This is a genomic window from Pseudarthrobacter chlorophenolicus (assembly GCF_000962805.1).
Classification (GTDB): Bacteria; Actinomycetota; Actinomycetes; order Actinomycetales; family Micrococcaceae; genus Arthrobacter; species Arthrobacter chlorophenolicus_A.
In genome coordinates this window covers 79,411-95,353 of record NZ_JZTW01000018.1, presented here as the reverse complement: position 1 = coordinate 95,353, position 15,943 = coordinate 79,411, and the positions used below count along the sequence as shown (strand labels likewise).

The 15,943-nt window shown below is 68.4% G+C and carries 16 protein-coding genes; 10 read left to right on the top strand and 6 right to left on the bottom strand.

Annotation, left to right across the window (positions count from 1 at the left end):
* Both UC32_RS16675 and UC32_RS20845 read left to right on the top strand, forming a co-directional pair.
* A partial coding sequence (locus UC32_RS16675) for an ATP-dependent helicase C-terminal domain-containing protein (protein WP_045732307.1) occupies positions 1–763 on the top strand: 763 nt, incomplete at its 5' end.
* Between the two features lie 176 nt (positions 764–939).
* On the top strand, positions 940–1,086 hold the full coding sequence (locus UC32_RS20845) for a hypothetical protein (RefSeq protein ID WP_167534772.1): 147 nt from the start codon (positions 940–942) through the stop codon (positions 1,084–1,086).
* 22 nt (positions 1,087–1,108) lie between these two features.
* On the opposite strand, the gene UC32_RS16670 is transcribed toward UC32_RS20845, so the two are convergent.
* Positions 1,109–1,795: an alpha/beta hydrolase family protein gene (locus tag UC32_RS16670; RefSeq protein ID WP_045732306.1), complete on the bottom strand. Its 687-nt coding sequence runs from the start codon at positions 1,793–1,795 to the stop codon at positions 1,109–1,111.
* A 68-nt stretch (positions 1,796–1,863) separates the two neighbouring features.
* Here UC32_RS16670 and ligD point away from each other — a divergent pair, with 68 nt between their 5' ends.
* Positions 1,864–2,886 (top strand): non-homologous end-joining DNA ligase, encoded by a 1,023-nt coding sequence (gene ligD / locus UC32_RS16665; RefSeq protein ID WP_045732317.1) that lies wholly within the window; start codon positions 1,864–1,866, stop codon positions 2,884–2,886.
* Positions 2,887–2,996: 110 nt separating this feature from the next.
* On the opposite strand, the gene UC32_RS16660 is transcribed toward ligD, so the two are convergent.
* Together UC32_RS16660 and UC32_RS16655 are read right to left on the bottom strand one after the other, a co-directional pair.
* Positions 2,997–3,617 carry an L-threonylcarbamoyladenylate synthase gene (locus tag UC32_RS16660; RefSeq protein WP_045732305.1) on the bottom strand — a complete coding sequence of 207 codons (621 nt, stop codon included), beginning with the start codon at positions 3,615–3,617 and terminating at the stop codon, positions 2,997–2,999.
* 55 nt (positions 3,618–3,672) lie between these two features.
* Complete coding sequence (locus tag UC32_RS16655; RefSeq protein ID WP_045732304.1) at positions 3,673–5,649, bottom strand: APC family permease; 1,977 nt, start codon at positions 5,647–5,649, stop codon at positions 3,673–3,675.
* 182 nt (positions 5,650–5,831) lie between these two features.
* Here UC32_RS16655 and UC32_RS16650 point away from each other — a divergent pair, with 182 nt between their 5' ends.
* The 3 genes from UC32_RS16650 (at position 5,832) to UC32_RS16640 (ending at position 8,994) form a co-directional block, all read left to right on the top strand.
* The gene (locus UC32_RS16650) at positions 5,832–7,739 is read left to right on the top strand and encodes an ATP-binding protein (RefSeq protein ID WP_235423692.1); all 1,908 of its coding nucleotides are present in this window, start codon (positions 5,832–5,834) and stop codon (positions 7,737–7,739) included.
* Entirely contained in the window at positions 7,736–8,458 is a 723-nt protein-coding gene (locus UC32_RS16645; RefSeq protein WP_045732303.1) for a response regulator, read from the top strand. Before UC32_RS16650 ends, UC32_RS16645 begins: the two co-directional genes overlap by 4 nt.
* A gap of 101 nt (positions 8,459–8,559) precedes the next feature.
* Entirely contained in the window at positions 8,560–8,994 is a 435-nt protein-coding gene (locus UC32_RS16640; protein ID WP_045732302.1) for a VOC family protein, read from the top strand.
* Positions 8,995–9,089: 95 nt separating this feature from the next.
* Here UC32_RS16640 and UC32_RS16635 read toward each other — a convergent pair whose 3' ends face one another.
* The 3 genes from UC32_RS16635 to UC32_RS16625 all read right to left on the bottom strand — a co-directional run bounded on the left by UC32_RS16635 (position 9,090) and on the right by UC32_RS16625 (position 12,913).
* Positions 9,090–10,172 carry a class I SAM-dependent methyltransferase gene (locus UC32_RS16635; RefSeq protein ID WP_045732301.1) on the bottom strand — a complete coding sequence of 361 codons (1,083 nt, stop codon included), beginning with the start codon at positions 10,170–10,172 and terminating at the stop codon, positions 9,090–9,092.
* Positions 10,173–10,405: 233 nt separating this feature from the next.
* The gene (locus UC32_RS16630) at positions 10,406–12,019 is read right to left on the bottom strand and encodes a helix-turn-helix transcriptional regulator (protein ID WP_045732300.1); all 1,614 of its coding nucleotides are present in this window, start codon (positions 12,017–12,019) and stop codon (positions 10,406–10,408) included.
* 60 nt (positions 12,020–12,079) lie between these two features.
* On the bottom strand, positions 12,080–12,913 hold the full coding sequence (locus tag UC32_RS16625; protein WP_045732299.1) for an oxidoreductase: 834 nt from the start codon (positions 12,911–12,913) through the stop codon (positions 12,080–12,082).
* A 102-nt stretch (positions 12,914–13,015) separates the two neighbouring features.
* Between UC32_RS16625 and UC32_RS16620 the strand changes: the two genes are divergently transcribed.
* The 4 genes from UC32_RS16620 to UC32_RS16605 all read left to right on the top strand — a co-directional run bounded on the left by UC32_RS16620 (position 13,016) and on the right by UC32_RS16605 (position 15,911).
* Positions 13,016–13,696 (top strand): hypothetical protein, encoded by a 681-nt coding sequence (locus UC32_RS16620; RefSeq protein WP_045732298.1) that lies wholly within the window; start codon positions 13,016–13,018, stop codon positions 13,694–13,696.
* A gap of 18 nt (positions 13,697–13,714) precedes the next feature.
* Positions 13,715–14,221, top strand: a complete 507-nt coding sequence (locus UC32_RS16615) for an HAD domain-containing protein (protein WP_045732297.1) — start codon at positions 13,715–13,717, stop codon at positions 14,219–14,221.
* A gap of 152 nt (positions 14,222–14,373) precedes the next feature.
* Entirely contained in the window at positions 14,374–15,693 is a 1,320-nt protein-coding gene (locus UC32_RS16610) for an inorganic phosphate transporter (RefSeq protein WP_045732296.1), read from the top strand.
* Positions 15,690–15,911 carry a hypothetical protein gene (locus tag UC32_RS16605; RefSeq protein WP_045732295.1) on the top strand — a complete coding sequence of 74 codons (222 nt, stop codon included), beginning with the start codon at positions 15,690–15,692 and terminating at the stop codon, positions 15,909–15,911. The genes UC32_RS16610 and UC32_RS16605 overlap by 4 nt, the downstream gene beginning before the upstream one ends.
* Positions 15,912–15,943 lie beyond the last annotated feature (32 nt).

Sequence of the window (15,943 nt, the reverse complement as noted above, 5' to 3'; positions counted from 1 at the left end):
TCCGCAGGCTGAGTCTGCCGCCAGCCACCTCCTGGCCGAGGCCGTCGAGGCAGAGTTCCGGCAGGGGCGGGTCACGGCACGGAAGGTCCGGCGCCTGGGCGCCATCGTGCTGGCGGACACGCCCGTCCGGCCCACGCCGGAGGCTGGCCGTGCAGCGGTCAGCGCGGCCCTGCGCCGGGATGGGCTCGCCCTGCTGGACTGGTCGACGGCGGCACGGGACCTCCGCGGGCGCCTCGCCCTCCTGCACCGCGAACTGGGCGGGCCGTGGCCCGACGTCTCGGACGGGGCGCTCCTGCAGCGCCTCGACGATTGGCTCGGGCCGGAGCTCCAGGCACTCGCGGAAGGGGCCGCCGTCGCGCGCATCGACCTGGCCGGTCCGCTGCGGAACCTGCTGCCCTGGCCGGAGGCGGCGCGGTTCGATGAGCTGGCGCCCGAATGGCTCGAGGTCCCCAGCGGTTCAAGGGTCCGGGTGGCCTATCCGGTCCCCGGGGAGGAAACCACCCGGCCCGTGGTGGCCGTGAAACTGCAGGAGTGTTTCGGGCTGGCCGAGTCACCGCGACTGGCCGGCGGCCGGGTTCCGGTCCTGTTCCACCTGTTGTCCCCGGCACGCCGGCCGCTGGCCGTCACCGACGACCTCACCTCGTTCTGGTCCGGGCCGTATGCCCAGGTCAGGGCTGAGATGCGGGGCAGGTACCCCCGGCATCCGTGGCCCGAGGACCCCTGGGCCGCTCCGGCCACGGCACGGACCAACCGGCGGAACTAAAGCGGGCGCCCCGCGGCGCCCCGCGGCATGCATCGCGGCCTGCACCGCTGCGCAGACGGTTGCGTGAGAACAACGATACAAAGCCGAAACGTCCAGTCGACGTGCTGAAACATCACTTCCCTAGGCTCGTTCCTACGCGGACAGCGTGGTCCGCACCACCTACGAAAGGAAGCACCATGTTTCTCTTGACCAGCCTCAACCTCCTGCTGGATGGCCGCCGCAACGAAGCCGGCGGGTCCCGCAACACCGAATCCGGGACATTCCCGGCGGGCCGGCTGACCTCTGCTGCCTGGGCGGGCTGGTGGCACGAAGACGCCGCCTAGCCGGCACCGGGCCCGGCCGTTGTCAGCCGCTGGACCTGATGAAATCCGCCACCGGCGCCGCCAGGGACGCACCAACCTGGTCAGCGGGCCGTTTAGCCCCCGCCACCGCAAAAGAATGGTCGCCACCGTCCACCCACTGCAGGACCGCCGTCGGGCCGATCCTGGCCACCACGTCCTCAAGCAGGTGCGCGGTGGCGAACGTGTCCCGGCTTCCCTGCAGGAACAGCATGGGAGTGGCCAGCCCGTACAGGTGTTCGTCGCGCATTTTCTCCGGCTTGCCCGGCGGGTGCAGCGGATAGCCCAGGTAAATGAGGCCGGCCGCCGGCATCCCCTCCGCCACGGCCATGGACGCCATCCGGCCGCCAAAGGATTTACCGCAGGCCCATACCGGGCCTGTGTCGCCGTGGGCCGTCGCTTGTTCCGCGGCGGCAGCCATGACTGCCCGCCAGGTGGCGATGGCCAGCGGAGGGCGGTCCGGAAATTTGCGGCCCGCTTCACGGTAGGGGAAGTTGAACCGGAGCGTGGCCAGCCCCAGTTCGTTCAGGGCAGCGGTGAAACCGCGCAGGAACGGGTGTTCCATCCCGGCGCCGGCTCCGTGCGCCACCACCACGGTGGGGACGGGGCCTGCCGGGTGGTCCGGGCGGGCGTAGTCGGCGGAGACGGCGGTATCGCCCACCGGGATGGACAGGTGCTGATCGGTTGCGGGCATGGATCCATCATGCCGGACCTGGCAGGGCAATGTGCTGACGTGCGGAGCGCGGGGTGTACGTTGTCCCCATGGCGAGCGAACACACCACCATCACCGTCCCGGGCCCCCACGGCGAGCGCGAGATGCGCATTTCCAGCCCCAGCCGGGTCCTGTTCCCGGACCTGGGCCTGACCAAACTGGATCTCGCCCGCTATATCTGCGGGGTGGGGGAGGCGTTCATCGCAGCGAACGGCGACCGTCCGGTGTCCCTGCAGCGGTACTCCGACAACATCGACGGCGAGATGTTCTTCTCGAAGAACCCGCCCCGGGGCACCCCGGATTTCGTCCGGTCCGTCAAGGTGGTTTATCCGAGCGCGCGTTCCCATCCCCAGCTGGTGCTGGACGAGCCGGCGGCCGCCGTCTGGGCCGTGCAGATGAACACGGTGGTGTTCCACCCCTGGCCGTCCCGGGCGGAGGACACGGACAACCCGGACCAGCTCCGCATCGACCTCGACCCACAGCCCGGTACGGACTTCGACGACGCCATACCGGCGGCCCAGGTGCTGCGGGATGTCCTGGCCGAGGCCGGACTTGAGTCGTTCATAAAGACCTCAGGCAACCGCGGCCTGCATGTTTATGCTCCGATTGAGCCGGTCCGCGAGTTCCTGGACGTCCGGCACGCCGTTATTGCCGCTGCCCGGGAGGTGGAACGGCGGATGCCGGACAAGGTGACCACGGCATGGTGGAAGGAGGAACGCGGTGAGCGGATCTTCCTTGACTTCAACCAGGCCAACCGGGACCGGACCATCGCCGGAGCCTACAGTCCCCGCGCGCTGCCGCACGCCCCCGTCTCATGCCCCATCGCGTGGAATGAACTGGAGAACACGGATCCCAGGAAGTTCACCGTCCTCACCGTCCCGGACCGGCTGAAGACCGTGGGGGACCCATGGGCCAAATTCGGCGAAAAGCAAGGCAGCATCAACACCCTCCTGGAGTGGTGGGACCGGGACACCAAGGACGGGCTGGGTGAAATGCCGTTCCCGCCGGACTACCCCAAGATGCCCGGCGAGCCGCCGAGGGTGCAGCCGAGCCGCGCGAAGAAGCAGGACTGAACCACCAGCCTGCAGCGGCGCACCTTCCGCACGGACCTGCTGGCCGCCGTCGTAGATTACGACGGCGGCCAGGGGCTAGGTGCGTCTCGACGGCGGCCGGGGACCGGCGGCTACTCGAAGCGTGACGCGTCTCCCATGCCGTGGCGGACCACCTCGGCCACCCCGCTGGAGAAGTCCACAACCGTGGTGGGTTCGGCGCCGCAATCACCGGCGTCAATCACGGCGTCCACTTGGTGGTCAAGCCGTTCCTTGATTTCCCAGCCCACGGTCAGCGGCTCGTCCTCGTCCGGCAGCAGCAGGGTGCTGGAGAGCAGCGGTTCACCCAGCTCGGCAAGGAGGGCCTGCACTACCCGGTTGTCCGGGATCCGCACACCCACCGTCTTCTTCTTAGGGTGCAGCAGCCGCTTGGGCACTTCCTTGGTGGCGGGGAGGATGAACGTGTAGCTGCCGGGTGTCACGGACTTGATGCTCCGGAACACGTCGTTTCCGATGTTCACCAACTGGCCCAGCTGGGCGAAATCCCGGCAGACCAGGGTGAAGTGGTGCTTGTCATCCAGGTGCCGGATGGTCCGGATCCGGTCCAGCGCCTCCTTGTTGCCCATCTGTGCTCCCAGCGCATAGCAGGAGTCTGTGGGGTAGGCGATCAGCCCGCCGTCGCGGACAATGTTGACGGCCTGCGCAATGGCGCGGGGCTGCGGATCGTGCGGATGAACATCGAAGAATCTGGCCATCACCCGAGCCTACTTTCCTCCAGTCCGTTCGGCACCACTTTTCCCCTGCTCCGGGTCAGCCGACGTGGACCCACGGGCGCCGGGTCACGTCCGGTTCGGCTTCACGCAGGATTTCGCGGGTCACCGGGGCAATCTCGCCCTCACCGAGGACCAGGAACCGCAGGAGGTTGGACACAGGGTTTCCCTCGGTCCAGCGGAAGTAGATGTGCGGCATGAGCCCGGTGACGTCCCGGATATGCAGGAGCACCGAGGCGATGGTGTTGGGGACCACCGGGCCGTGGACTTCCAGCACAGGGTAGCCGTGGCGGAGGACGCCCCGTACTTCGAGGGCCGTTTCGAAGTCAGAGGAGTCGTCCACCATCACTTCCAGGAACAGGGGAGTGGCATTGTCAGGGAAGTGGCTCGCCTCAGTGGCGGAGGCCAGCTTCCGCCGGTACGCCTCCGCGGAGCGGCGCAGTGGCTCGTGGGCGATGATCCCGATGGGACCGGCTACCGCGGAGGTGACGAACTCGAGCGCCTCGGTGTCCAGCCGGACATGGGTGGCGTGCAGCTCGAAGGACCGGAGCACCCTGGACAGCAGGGAGATGGCCACGATCGCCAGGATGAAGAACCCGGCAATCCGGATGCCCTCGGGCCGCTCGAAGATGTTGGCCACCGTGGTGTAGAGGAACAGCAGCGCAATGATGGCGAACCCGATGCTCCTGCGCCGTTGCCGGAGCCGGCGCGCGGACAACGTCACCGCCACTGCCGCGGACGTCATCAGCACCAGGACACCGGTGGCGTAGGCGCCGCCCTGGGCATCGACGTCGGCCTCGAACAGCACCGTGATGAGGACACCCGTCAGCGTGAAAACCAGCACCAGGGGCCGGACCGCTTTGGCCCACTCCGGCGCCATACCGTAGCGGGGCAGGTACCGGGGTACGAGGTTCAGGAGCCCCGCCATCGCGGAGGCGCCGGCAAACCACAGGATGGCGATGGTGCTGATGTCGTACACCGTGCCGAATTCAGGGCCCAGGTAGGTGTGCGCCAGGAAAGCCAGGGCCCGTCCATTCGCTTCGCCGCCGGGCTGGAACTGCTGCTCCGGAATCAGGACCACCGTGGCGAAACTGCTGGTGATCAGGAACGTGCTCATGATCAGGGCGGCAGTGGTCAGCATCCGGCGGGTACCGCGGATCCGCCCTGCAGGGTTGGCCTCGGTGTCACCGGAACCGCCCCGGATCTGCGGCATGACGGCCACGCCCGTCTCAAACCCGGACAGCCCAAGGGCCAGGCGGGGGAACACCAGCAGGGCCACGGCCACCGCCATGAGGGGGTTTCCATGACTGGTGGTGAGGGCATCCCACCATCCGCTGACCGCCACCGGGTGGGTGGCTGCCTCGGCCAGTGCCCGGGCCACCACCACCACGTTCAGCGCCAGGTACACGGCCACCAGGACCACCGCGATGCCGATCGCCTCCTTGAAGCCCCGCAAAAACACTGCCGCAAGGAGCCCCAGCAGCACCAGGGTGATGGCGACGTTCTGGCCGTGCATCCACCCCGGTGCGAACGGGTTCTCGATCAGGTGGGCGGTGGCGTCGGCGGCGGACAGGGTCATGGTGATCATGAAGTCGGTTGCCGCGAAGCCGAGGAGGACCAGCACCAGCAGCTTGCCGCCCCAGCGGGGCAGGAGGCGTTCAAGCATGGCAATGGACCCTTCGCCGCGCGGGCTCTCCGCCGCCACCCGGCGGTACACGGGAAGCGCCCCGAACAGGGTGACTGCCACCAATACCAGGGTGGCGAGCGGGGAGATGGCACCGGCGGCCAGGGCCGCGATAGCGGGCTGGTAGCCCAGGGTGGAGAAGTAGTCCACACCAGTCAGGCACATCACCTGCCACCAGCGGTGCTTCCGGTGCCCGCTGGCTGCCACGCCGCCAGGACCCTGGTGCGTGCCCTTGGTGTCCTGCAGCCCAAACAGCAGCCAGTTCTTCATTGCCATGCCCCTGGGGAGCGGCGGGGCCGAGGGATCAGCCGGGGGCCGGCTCATGGTGGTCATCGCTATGCCTTTCGAATCAAGGTCCCGGCACGCCGCCGGGCACAGCCGAACGTAGCACCGGGCACCGGCCACGGAACCGGCAAACGGGCGATCTTGATGCATCCTTAACGCCGCTGTGAGCGGACCCACACCCGAGGCCCTTCGGCGCATCCACCTGCTGCAACGGTGGAAGAATGTGCCTCATGGCAACCGAACGGATTGTCGCCGGCCTTAAGGGCGGGGACGACGACGAACTCCTGGTGAGGCGCGCCGCGCGCCTTGCAGGGCGCGGCGGCGGGGAGTTGCTGGCAGTGCACGTGAGGACCCCGTCCGGTACCCGCGGCGACTCGCCGCGCGCCCTCGAAGACCTGCGCCGGACAGTGGCCGGCGTGGGCGGCGAATACCATGCGCTCGCCGGAACGGACGTCGCGCAGGTCCTGCTGGATTACGCACGGTCGGTGCAGGCGACGCACATCCTGGTGGGACAGTCGCGGCGGCGGATTGCGGGACTGTTCCGCGGCAGCGTTGAATCCCGGGTGGTGCGCGACGCAGGCGACATCGACGTGCAGGTGGTGCCCCGGGACCCGGCCGTCCACCCGATGCGGCGTGTGCGGACCGAACTCGGCCGGGGCAGGACCATGGCAGGATTCGCGCTCGCGGCCATCCTTCCGGCAGGCCTTCAGCTGTTCCTTGCGGTGGTGGACCACAGCGTGGCCACGGCGGTGCTGGTGCAGCTGGCCGGAGCGGTGGCCGTCGCCCTGGTGGGCGGGCTCTGGCCGGCGGTGGCCGGTGCCCTCTGGAGCAGCCTGCTGGTCAATTACTTTTCCACGCCACCGGTGGGGGACCTTGCCATCCACGACCCCCAGGACGTCCTGGCGCTGGGCGTCTTCGTAGGGGTATCCGTTGCCGTGGCCGGCGTCGTGGATGGATCGGCCCGCCGGTCCAAGGAAGCAGCCCTCGCCCGGGCCGAAGCGGCAACCCTGGCTGACCTGGCACTGGGGGCCTCCCGCTCCGAGGACTCCCTGCAGGCGCTGCTCGCGGAGTCCCTCAGCGTCTTCGGGGTCTCCGGAGCGGCCGTGGTCACCGCCTCCGCTGACCCTCCGCAGCAGGGCTGGGAACTTGTGGCGGGTGCGGGGGACATCCCGGGCTGGGAGGAGGGCCCGGAGGTGGCGGGGGCGCGGACTGCCGAGGAACTGGGCAACCGCACGTGGCTGCTCCTGTTCGGACGGGAAATTCCCCGCACGGAGCGCCGGCTGGTGGACGCCTTCGGGGTTCATGTCCGGGCGCGCCTGGAACGGCGGCAGCTGGAGGCAAGCCGGTTGGAGATTTCCCGCCTTGCCGAGGGGAACGCTATGCGCACCGCGATCCTCCGGGCAGTGTCCCACGATCTCCGGACGCCGTTGGCGGGCATCAAGCTGGCAGCCGGGGGCCTCCTCCAGGACGGCGTCGGCTACGGCCCCGAGGAGCGGCGGGAACTGCTGGAAACCATTGATGAATGCACTGACCGGCTGGACGGGCTGGTGGGCAACCTCTTGGACATGTCCAGGATTACTGCCCAGTCCGTTGAACCTCTGCTGGAACCCGTGCGGTGGCGGGTTGCCGTGGACCACGCCCTCCGGACGTGCCCCGACCATGCTGTGACGGTGATGCTTCCCGCCAACATGCCCGCTGTGGAGGCGGACCCCGGGCTGCTGGAGCGCGCCATCGCCAACATCGTGGAGAATGCGCTGAAGTACGCCCCCGGGGCGGGCATCACTATTTCCGGTACGCCGGTGCAACAGGCCGGACCGGGCGGCCACCCCGCCGGCGAGCTGCGGATCATCGACCACGGCCCGGGTGTTCCGGCCCGCAAGGTGGTGGAGATGTTCCAGCCCTTCCAGCGGCTGGGGGACGCGGACCAGGGAACCGGCATCGGGCTGGGACTGGCCGTGGCACAGGGGTTCGTGCAGGCGATGCGCGGAACCCTGGACGCTGAAGAAACACCGGGTGGCGGCCTGACGATGGTCATCCGCCTGCCGCTGTCCGCCGGGCCACCGGTCACAGGATCTGCACGTGCCGGCCGTGCCTTCACGGGACCAGGTGGCGGGCCGGCCGGAGGGGCGCAGGAATGACGCCGGCGAACCAGGACACGACGGCGGCCGGCCCTGCGGCTGCCCACGCCAGGGTGCTGGTGGTGGACGACGATCCCCATCTCCTGAAGGCGCTGCGGATCACCCTTGCCGCCCATGGATACGCCGTGGACGCAGCGGCTGACGGCGCATCGGCGCTCCTTTCCGCGTCCCGCCACCCACCGGACCTGCTGATCCTGGATCTGGGACTGCCGGACATGGACGGCGTGGAAGTGCTGCGCGACCTGCGGCGGTGGAGCAGCTTGCCGGTCCTGGTGCTGTCGGCGCGGCATGGGTCGGTGGACAAGGTGGGCGCCCTGGACGCCGGAGCCGACGACTACATCACCAAGCCCTTCGGGCTGGACGAACTCCTGGCACGGCTGCGCGCCCTGCAACGCCGCGTCCCTGTCCCGGAAGCGGCACCAGTGGTGGCTTCTGCGGCGTTCAGCGTGGATCTGGCAGCCCGCCGGGTGGACCGCGGCGGAATTGCGGTACGGCTGACGCCCACCGAGTGGAAAATCCTCGAAATCCTTGTCCTGAACCCTGACCGGCTCATCACACAGCAGCAGCTGCTGGCACGGGTGTGGGGTCCCGGCTACGTCAAGGAGGCAAACTACCTGCGGGTGTACATGGCCCAGCTGCGGCGGAAGTTGGAGGCCGACGCCGGCAAGCCACGGCACCTGCTGACCGAACCCGGCATCGGGTACCGGTTCGTGCCCTGACAACCCGTCCGGGGCCGCCCACCAGCCCTACCACAGGAAGCGCCCATGGGGCAGGATGTTGTCTGGTCCGTACCACGACACCACGCGAAGGAGATCCAGTCATGCCGACCATCCTCAATCCGTACATCAGCTTCCGGGACAACGCCCGCGAGGCCCTGAACTTCTACCAGTCAGTCTTTGGCGGCGACCTGCGGGTCAGCACGTTCGGCGAATACCAGATGGCCGAGGACCCGGCTGAAGCCGAGAAGGTCATGCACGGCATGCTGACTACGCCGAACGGCCTGGTGCTGATGGGCTCGGACACCCCCAACCATATGGAATTCAGCGAGGGCTCCGCCATCTCCATTTCCCTCAGCGGCGAGGACGAAACGGAACTGCGCGGCTACTACGACAAGCTCAGCGGCGAGGGTGGCGCCGTCACCGTTCCGATGGAGAAATCCCCGTGGGGTGACGTCTTCGGCATGTGCACGGACCGGTTCGGCGTCGCGTGGCTGGTCAACGCCAACGCGGGGGAGCGTGCCGCGGACGCCCCCTGATCCGGCAGCCAGGCCGGCGAAGGGCACCCCGCGGAACAGCGCAGGGGTGCCCTTCATGTTTACTGGCCGGACCTACACCGATTTACTGGCCGGACCTACACCGACGCCACGAAGTAGGCGTTGAAGGGGTCCTCCGCAAGATCCAGCACCTCGACGTCACGGAAGCCGGCTTCCCGCAGCATGGCTTCAGCCCGCTGTACACCCCAGACAGTGCCCAGGCCGTCGCCGTCCTGGGCCAGGGACACCGACATGCAGTGCGTGGTGGAGATGGCGTAGAGGAAGGCGGCCCAGGGGAGTTCCACGTTCTCTTCCAGGTTGCTGGAGGCCTTGATGTCCACCATCAGGAAGGTCCCGCCGGGCTTGAGTGCCCGCCGGATGTTCCGCAGCACCGCCGCCGGGTGGGCCTGGTCGTGGACGGCGTCGAACACTGTGACGAGGTCCAGCTCTTCGCGGAGGTCCAGCAATGCGGCATCGGCGAGCTCGAACCGGACGTTGGCGAGCCCCAGTTGCTGCGCTTCGGTCCTGCCGGCTTCGATGGCTTCTTCGAAGAAGTCGTAGCCCGTGAAGCTGCTGGCAGGGAAGGCCTGCGCCATCAGGTTGACCGCGTGGCCGGCGCCGCAGCCGAGGTCGGCCACCCGGATGCCGGCCCGCAGGTCCGCTATCCTGCCGGACAGCGGAAGGATGACATCCACCAGGGAGTAGTCGTGGACGGCCGCACTGTCCGCAGCCTGGATCTGGACGAAGCCGGGATAGTCGTCGTACTGCAGACCGCCGCCCGTGCGGAACTTGCCGGCAACCTTTCCCGCCACCTCGCCCATGAGGGTGACAAACGTCAGGGTCCTGGCAAGGTTGTCCACTCCCGTTCCGGTCATGGACGGCACGTAGGCGGGCTCCAGTGCGTAGGATCCTGTGCCGGGCGCATAGCGGAGAATGCCTGTGGTCACCATGCCGCCCAGCCATTCGCGGACGTAGCGTTCATTGAGCCCTGCGGCATCCGCGACCTGCGCGCTTGTGGCGGGCGGGAGGGCAGCGAGCACATCGAACAGCCCTGTCTGGTGGCCGAGGCTGATCAGGACGGCTGCGGACCCGTCGTTCAGGATTTCCATGAGCCGCGCGGCGGCCGCGTCAGTGCTCTCGGCCGGCGCTTCGGCCGCCGTTTCTGCCTGGTAGGTGGTCATCGATCTATCCTTTGTCCCGTCCCCGGCGCCCATCGGGCCGGCGGGGGCTGTCCGGTCTTTCCGGATGGTCCCAACCTAGGGCCGCGGATGAGGGGCCCGCGTCGGGCGGATGATGCATCATGGCGCGGCGGGCATGGTGCGGATGCTGCAGGCGCGCACCCGCTGGGGGACGCACGACAGCGGGTGCGCACCAAAAGAGCGCAAGCGCTCCGGCTCCCTACCGGCGTCGTCCGTCAGGCCACGTGGTGCCCGCGCGCCCAATCCGCCGCCGCCGTCCGCGAGGCCACGCCGATCTTGGCAAAGATGTTGGCAAGGTGCCGTCCCACCGTCTTCTCGCTGAGGACCAGGGCGGCTGCGGCCTCCCGGTTGCTGGCACCGCGGCTCACCAGGGCCAGGACCTCTGTTTCGCGCGCCGTGAGTCCGCCAGGCAGCGGTCCGTCCAGCCGCCGGACATCCGGCTGCGCACCGAGTCCGCGGTAGATCGCGAGGGCTGTGGCGCGGTCCGCTGCAGCGGCGCCCTGCTGCCCCAGGCCTTGCCGGCAGTCGGCCAGGAGTTCATGTACGGCGGCAATGCTGTACCGCGCATGCTGGAGGCGGTAGATCCGGATGGCCCTCTCCAGCGGCTCCAGCGCATCGGCATGCCGGCCCGCGGCCAGCAGAACCCGTGCGCGGGCATGGGCCGCCCAGGCATGGAAGCCCGGCGAACTGAAGCGGGTTGCGCTCTCTTCCAGTTCGGCGCAATAGGCTTCGGCGAGCGCCCGTTGCCCGGCCGCCAGTGCCGCCTCCGTGGCGGGCAGCAGGAGCCGGGCCCTGTCCAGCGCGGTGCTTTCGCCCAGCGAGCGGCCCAGGAGTTGGAGGGCTTCGGAATGCCGGCCGGATGCCAGGAGCAGCAGGGCTTCGCCGGGTTGCGGTTCCACACCGGTTTCCCGCGCCTTGGCATACGCGTCCATGGCCCCGGGCAGGTCGCCGCGGAGCCGCAGGATGTCACCCAGTTCGCAGTAACCGGCGCCCGCCATCCACCCATGCGCGCCGGCCAGGGCTTCACTCAGCGGGCCGATCTCCTTGAGCACTTCCTCCCAGGAGCCTTCAGTGCTGAGCAGCTGGAGCTCGTGGACCCGGGTCACGTGGGCGTACACGAACGTGCCGGACATACCTGCTGTCCACCGCTGCAGGGCATCGGTCCACGACCGCATCCGTGCATAGTCGCCGAGGGCATGGCAGAGGTGCGTCACGGTGCAATAGATGTCGCCGCTCCACTCGGCCGGGACGTCGCCGGCGAGCACGGGCAGCATCGCTTCATCCAGGTGCCGGAAGCCCGCTTCCACGTCGCCGGCCCGTGCCAGTGCCAGGCCGGACAGAACCGTCGAGAAGCAGGCAAGGGCAGGGTCACTGCAGGTGTTCGCCAGGGCATCAAGTGCCTCAGCTGCCCCTGCGGCAGGTCCCGGGTCGCCTTCGAAGTCCATGGTCATGGTTGCCTCCAGGTATTGGAGGTAGCCGTAAACCGGCAGGGCCTCAAACCCGAAGAGCGTCCGCCGGGCACGGCTGAGCCAGCCGGACGCGACGGCCAGGTCGCCGCGGGTGCCCCACCGCAGGCTCAATTCGATGGCCGTCATGGCGGCTCCGGCACGATCGCCGCTTTCCAGGAGGCGCCGGTACAGCTCCTCGGAGTTGGCCAGCGCTGCCGTGATATCGCCCAGCCACCAGGCGGAGTCCGCCAGGGCTTCGAGGTCGCCGGCTGGCAGGGGCGCCAGCGCCGAGGCTTCGCGCAGGGTCCGTTCGGCCGCAGGCCAGTCCCGCCGGGCGAACGCTTCCCGCCCGGACGCCAGCAGCTGGTCCAGTTCCGTCATTGGCCCCTCCGGGACATCGTCTCCAGCGTACTGCCGCCGCCGTGGCCCGAACAGGCAGGCTTATTTCCGCGGCAGGCCGACCGCCCTGCTGATGAGCGTGTCGAACAGCCGGTCGGTGAGGAGCCTGCGGGCCGCGATCAGGGGCCGGGCACCGAACCCGGCCACGTACCGGGTCTTCGGGTTGCCCGCCGTTGCTGCCTTGGCCACGGCGTCGGCAATGACCGACGGCGGGGAGTTGCGTTTCGGGTTGGAACCTGAGCGCAGCGTCTTCGCCACGGCCGCCGCCTGGACCGCGTAGGGACCCTTGCCGGAGGTCTCCTCAACGAAGTCCGCGGCGATGCCGCCCCACTCGGTTTCGATCCCGCCGGGTTCGATGACCACCACGTCGATGCCGAACGGTTTGACCTCCAGCCGCAGGCAGTCACTGAGGGCTTCAAGGGCGAACTTGGTGCCGTGGTACCAGCCGCCCAGCGGCGTATAGATCTTTCCGCCCATCGACGTGATGTTCACGATGGTGCCGGAGCCCTGTGCGCGCATGTGGGGCAATGCCAGCTGGGCCAGCCTTATTGCGCCGAAGACGTTGACCTCGAATTGCCTCCTTCCCTCATCGATGTCCACGTCCTCCAACGCGCCGTACGAACCGTAGCCGGCATTATTGACCAGGACGTCGATCCGTCCGGTCGCCGCCATGATCTCCCCGATGCCGGCGAGCATGGAGGCGTCGCCGGTAACGTCCATGGCCAGCGGGCGGATGCCGTCCCGGGCAAGGTCCTGGAGCCGGCTGGTCCGCCGTGCGGCGCCGTAGACGGTGAAACCCAGGGCGTGGAGTTTCCTGGCGGTGGCCTCTCCAATTCCGGAGGATGCACCTGTGACGAGGGCGGTCCTGGTACTCATGCCTGTGCTCCTGTCCTGTGATGAAGCCGGTTTACCTCCATGATGAACCAATGGCCAGGCAGGAGCCTTGAGGCTGCCGGTGCCGCCTGCGAGGATGGTGCAGTGGAGCCCCTCTTTGAATTCCTCTCCGATAAATGGTGGCTGGTCTTTCCCCTGACCGCTTTCGCCGGCCACTATGCCAATTCGTGGCGCAAGGCCAGCGAGCGGCGGCATCGGCGCAAGGTGGAACTGCTCACATTGAAGAACCAGGCCCGGGAAGCCGGGAAGGCATCTGTGGCCGAGGTGGAGGCGCTGACCGCCACGCATGACGCCACCAACCGGCGCTGGCTCGAGTACGAACTCGACGTGGGCAAGCTCATCGACTTTCCACTCATGACGGACGTGCGCGAACCCCTGACCGTTGCTTTCCTGCGGGCCAAGCGCGACGCTGACGGCCAGCGTCCCCACCCCGGCACAGACTTGTCACCGGCACAACTGGATGCCTACCGGACGGCAGTCAACGCCTTTGCCGTTGCCCTGGACGTGGCGGAGCGGGAAGCCCGCCGGATCCGCGACAGCAAGTTTTCCGGGCCCGAGCGTGAGCGGCTCGCCACGGCCAGGAAGCTGCTGATGATTGCCGAGAACGCGGCCGCCACCCCGGCGGAGCGCCAAGCCGCCTACAAGCGGGCGCGGCGGGAACTGGACGGACTGATTGTCCTGCCCGACGTGACCATCGCAGCCCTGGAGAGGTTGGCTGCGCCCGGCTTGGACATCGGCCGCAGCCAGCCGGACCGGCCCGGCTGACCCGCGCGGACCGACACCGTGGCACGCACGCTGTATATCGACGTCGACGGCGTCATCTGCCCTTTCGGACCGGACGGAACCACCGGGTGGGGGACTGCGTGGCGGCGGGCTGACGCCGGGCTGCTGCCCGTTGCTTATGCCGCTGAGCTGGTCACCGGGCTCAACAGCATGGCCCGCACCGAAGGCGTCCGCTGCGTCTGGCTCACCAGCTGGGAGGAACTTGCACCCCAGTACCTGTGCCCGGCCATCGGCCTGGATGGCAAAGACTGGCCGTATCTCACCGCGGCCGGAGCGGGGACGGGGGAGGGATGGTGGAAACTCCGGGCCATCATGGACCACCTGGAAGCAACCGGGCCCGACGCCGCCGTGTGGATCGACGACCAGCTCGGCTACGAGGCCGAAGCCCAGTCGTGGGTGCGGTTGCTGGGCCGGCGGATGCTTGCCGTTTCCCCGGATCCCCGGCGTGGAATCTCGCCCGCCGAACTGGAGTCCGTCCGGTCTTTCCTGGCCGGATCGCTGTTTTGACCTGCTGCCACGGACGCGTACGATCGATAGGGTTTCGCACCGGCTTGGTAACCAGCACAGGACATTCCCCACGAACATCCGGTGAATTATGCTGTGCAGGGCAGCCGGAGTACGGAAACCGCTGAACACCAACTCTGCAGATTGGGCAACAGGTGGACATCACCTTCATGGTGGCGCTGGTCATTGCACTGGCTCTATTTTTCGACTTCACGAACGGCTTCCACGACACCGCGAACGCCATGGCAACACCCATCGCCACGGGTGCCATCAAGCCGAAGACCGCGGTGACGCTGGCCGCCCTCCTCAACCTGGTGGGTGCGTTCCTGTCCACAGAGGTGGCGAAGACGGTTTCCGGCGGCATCATCCGCGAAGGCACCGACGGCGTCCAGATCACTCCGGAGATCATCTTCGCGGGCCTGATGGGCGCCATCCTCTGGAACATGATCACCTGGCTCAAGGGACTGCCGTCCAGCTCCTCGCACGCCCTGTTCGGCGGCCTGATCGGCGCAGCCATCGCGGGCATCGGCTTCGGCTCGGTCAATCTCGAAACCCTCATGCAGAAGGTCATCCTCCCGGCCATCTTCGCACCCCTTATCGCCGGGCTGGTGGCGTATGTGTGCACCCGCCTCGCCTACGCCCTGACCTCGCGGCACGATCCTGAGACCGGCAGCAAGCTGACGCAAAAGCGTGGCGGCTTCCGCACGGGGCAGATCTTCACCTCCAGCCTCGTGGCGCTGGCGCACGGTACCAACGACGCCCAGAAGACCATGGGCATCATCACCCTGGTCCTCATCGCGGCCGGCACCCAGGCTCCCGGCACCGGACCCCAGTTCTGGGTTATCGCCGCCTGCGCGTTCGCCATCGCCATCGGCACCTACTCGGGCGGCTGGCGCATCATCCGCACCATGGGATCCGGCCTCACCGAGGTCAAGCCCGCGCAGGGCTTCGCCGCAGAGACCAGCACCGCGTCAGCCATCCTGGCGTCCTCGCACCTGGGCTTCGCGCTGTCCACCACCCAGGTGGCCTCCGGCTCCGTCATCGGCTCGGGAATGGGCCGCAAGGGCACCACCGTCCGCTGGAACATGGTGGGCAAGATTGCCGTTGGCTGGCTGTTCACCCTTCCGGCCGCCGGCATCGTCGGCGCGCTGACCGCGCTTCTCGTGAACACCGGAGTGGTGGGAGTCCTCATCGCGGCGATCGCCGGTACCGGGGCGGTCCTGTTCATGTTCTTCTACTCACGCAAGTCCGCCGTGGGCCACCACAACGCCGTGGAGGTCGAGGAAGCCGGGCAGGCCGTCCGCTTCGCCAAGAAGAAGGCCATGGCGCGGGCCCGCGCCGAAGCCAAGGCTAAGGCGAAAGCCGACGCCAGTGCCAAGGCAAACGCCAAGGCGCCGTCCTCGCCGAAGGCAGAGGCAGGGCCGCAGGCCCCGGCCGACGCCGACGCAACCAACTCGAAGGAAACGCAGCGATGAAGTGGTTGGAACTCCTGACAGTTGCCGGCGCCACACTCATAGCCGCTTCCACGGTGGTGACGCTGTACGCCCTGGGCGTGCGGCTGACAGCCATCGCCGCCGACGCCTCCCAGCCCTCTCCCGGGCTGAAGCGGTCGCTCGCCTACGTCTGCTTTGGCCTCTGCGGTGCCGCGGTCCTGTTCGGGCTCTACCTGATCATTCCGTACTTCTCCAAGTAAACGCCGGCACCCTCCCGTGGCGCTGGGCAGGC

Coding starts and splice junctions, on each gene's coding strand:
- UC32_RS20845 (WP_167534772.1), top strand. CDS start 940: ATGTTTCTCTTGACCAGCCTCAACCTCCTGCTGGATGGCCGCCGCAAC.
- UC32_RS16670 (WP_045732306.1), bottom strand. CDS start 1,795: ATGCCCGCAACCGATCAGCACCTGTCCATCCCGGTGGGCGATACCGCC.
- ligD (WP_045732317.1), top strand. CDS start 1,864: ATGGCGAGCGAACACACCACCATCACCGTCCCGGGCCCCCACGGCGAG.
- UC32_RS16660 (WP_045732305.1), bottom strand. CDS start 3,617: ATGGCCAGATTCTTCGATGTTCATCCGCACGATCCGCAGCCCCGCGCC.
- UC32_RS16655 (WP_045732304.1), bottom strand. CDS start 5,649: ATGACCACCATGAGCCGGCCCCCGGCTGATCCCTCGGCCCCGCCGCTC.
- UC32_RS16650 (WP_235423692.1), top strand. CDS start 5,832: ATGGCAACCGAACGGATTGTCGCCGGCCTTAAGGGCGGGGACGACGAC.
- UC32_RS16645 (WP_045732303.1), top strand. CDS start 7,736: ATGACGCCGGCGAACCAGGACACGACGGCGGCCGGCCCTGCGGCTGCC.
- UC32_RS16640 (WP_045732302.1), top strand. CDS start 8,560: ATGCCGACCATCCTCAATCCGTACATCAGCTTCCGGGACAACGCCCGC.
- UC32_RS16635 (WP_045732301.1), bottom strand. CDS start 10,172: ATGACCACCTACCAGGCAGAAACGGCGGCCGAAGCGCCGGCCGAGAGC.
- UC32_RS16630 (WP_045732300.1), bottom strand. CDS start 12,019: ATGACGGAACTGGACCAGCTGCTGGCGTCCGGGCGGGAAGCGTTCGCC.
- UC32_RS16625 (WP_045732299.1), bottom strand. CDS start 12,913: ATGAGTACCAGGACCGCCCTCGTCACAGGTGCATCCTCCGGAATTGGA.
- UC32_RS16605 (WP_045732295.1), top strand. CDS start 15,690: ATGAAGTGGTTGGAACTCCTGACAGTTGCCGGCGCCACACTCATAGCC.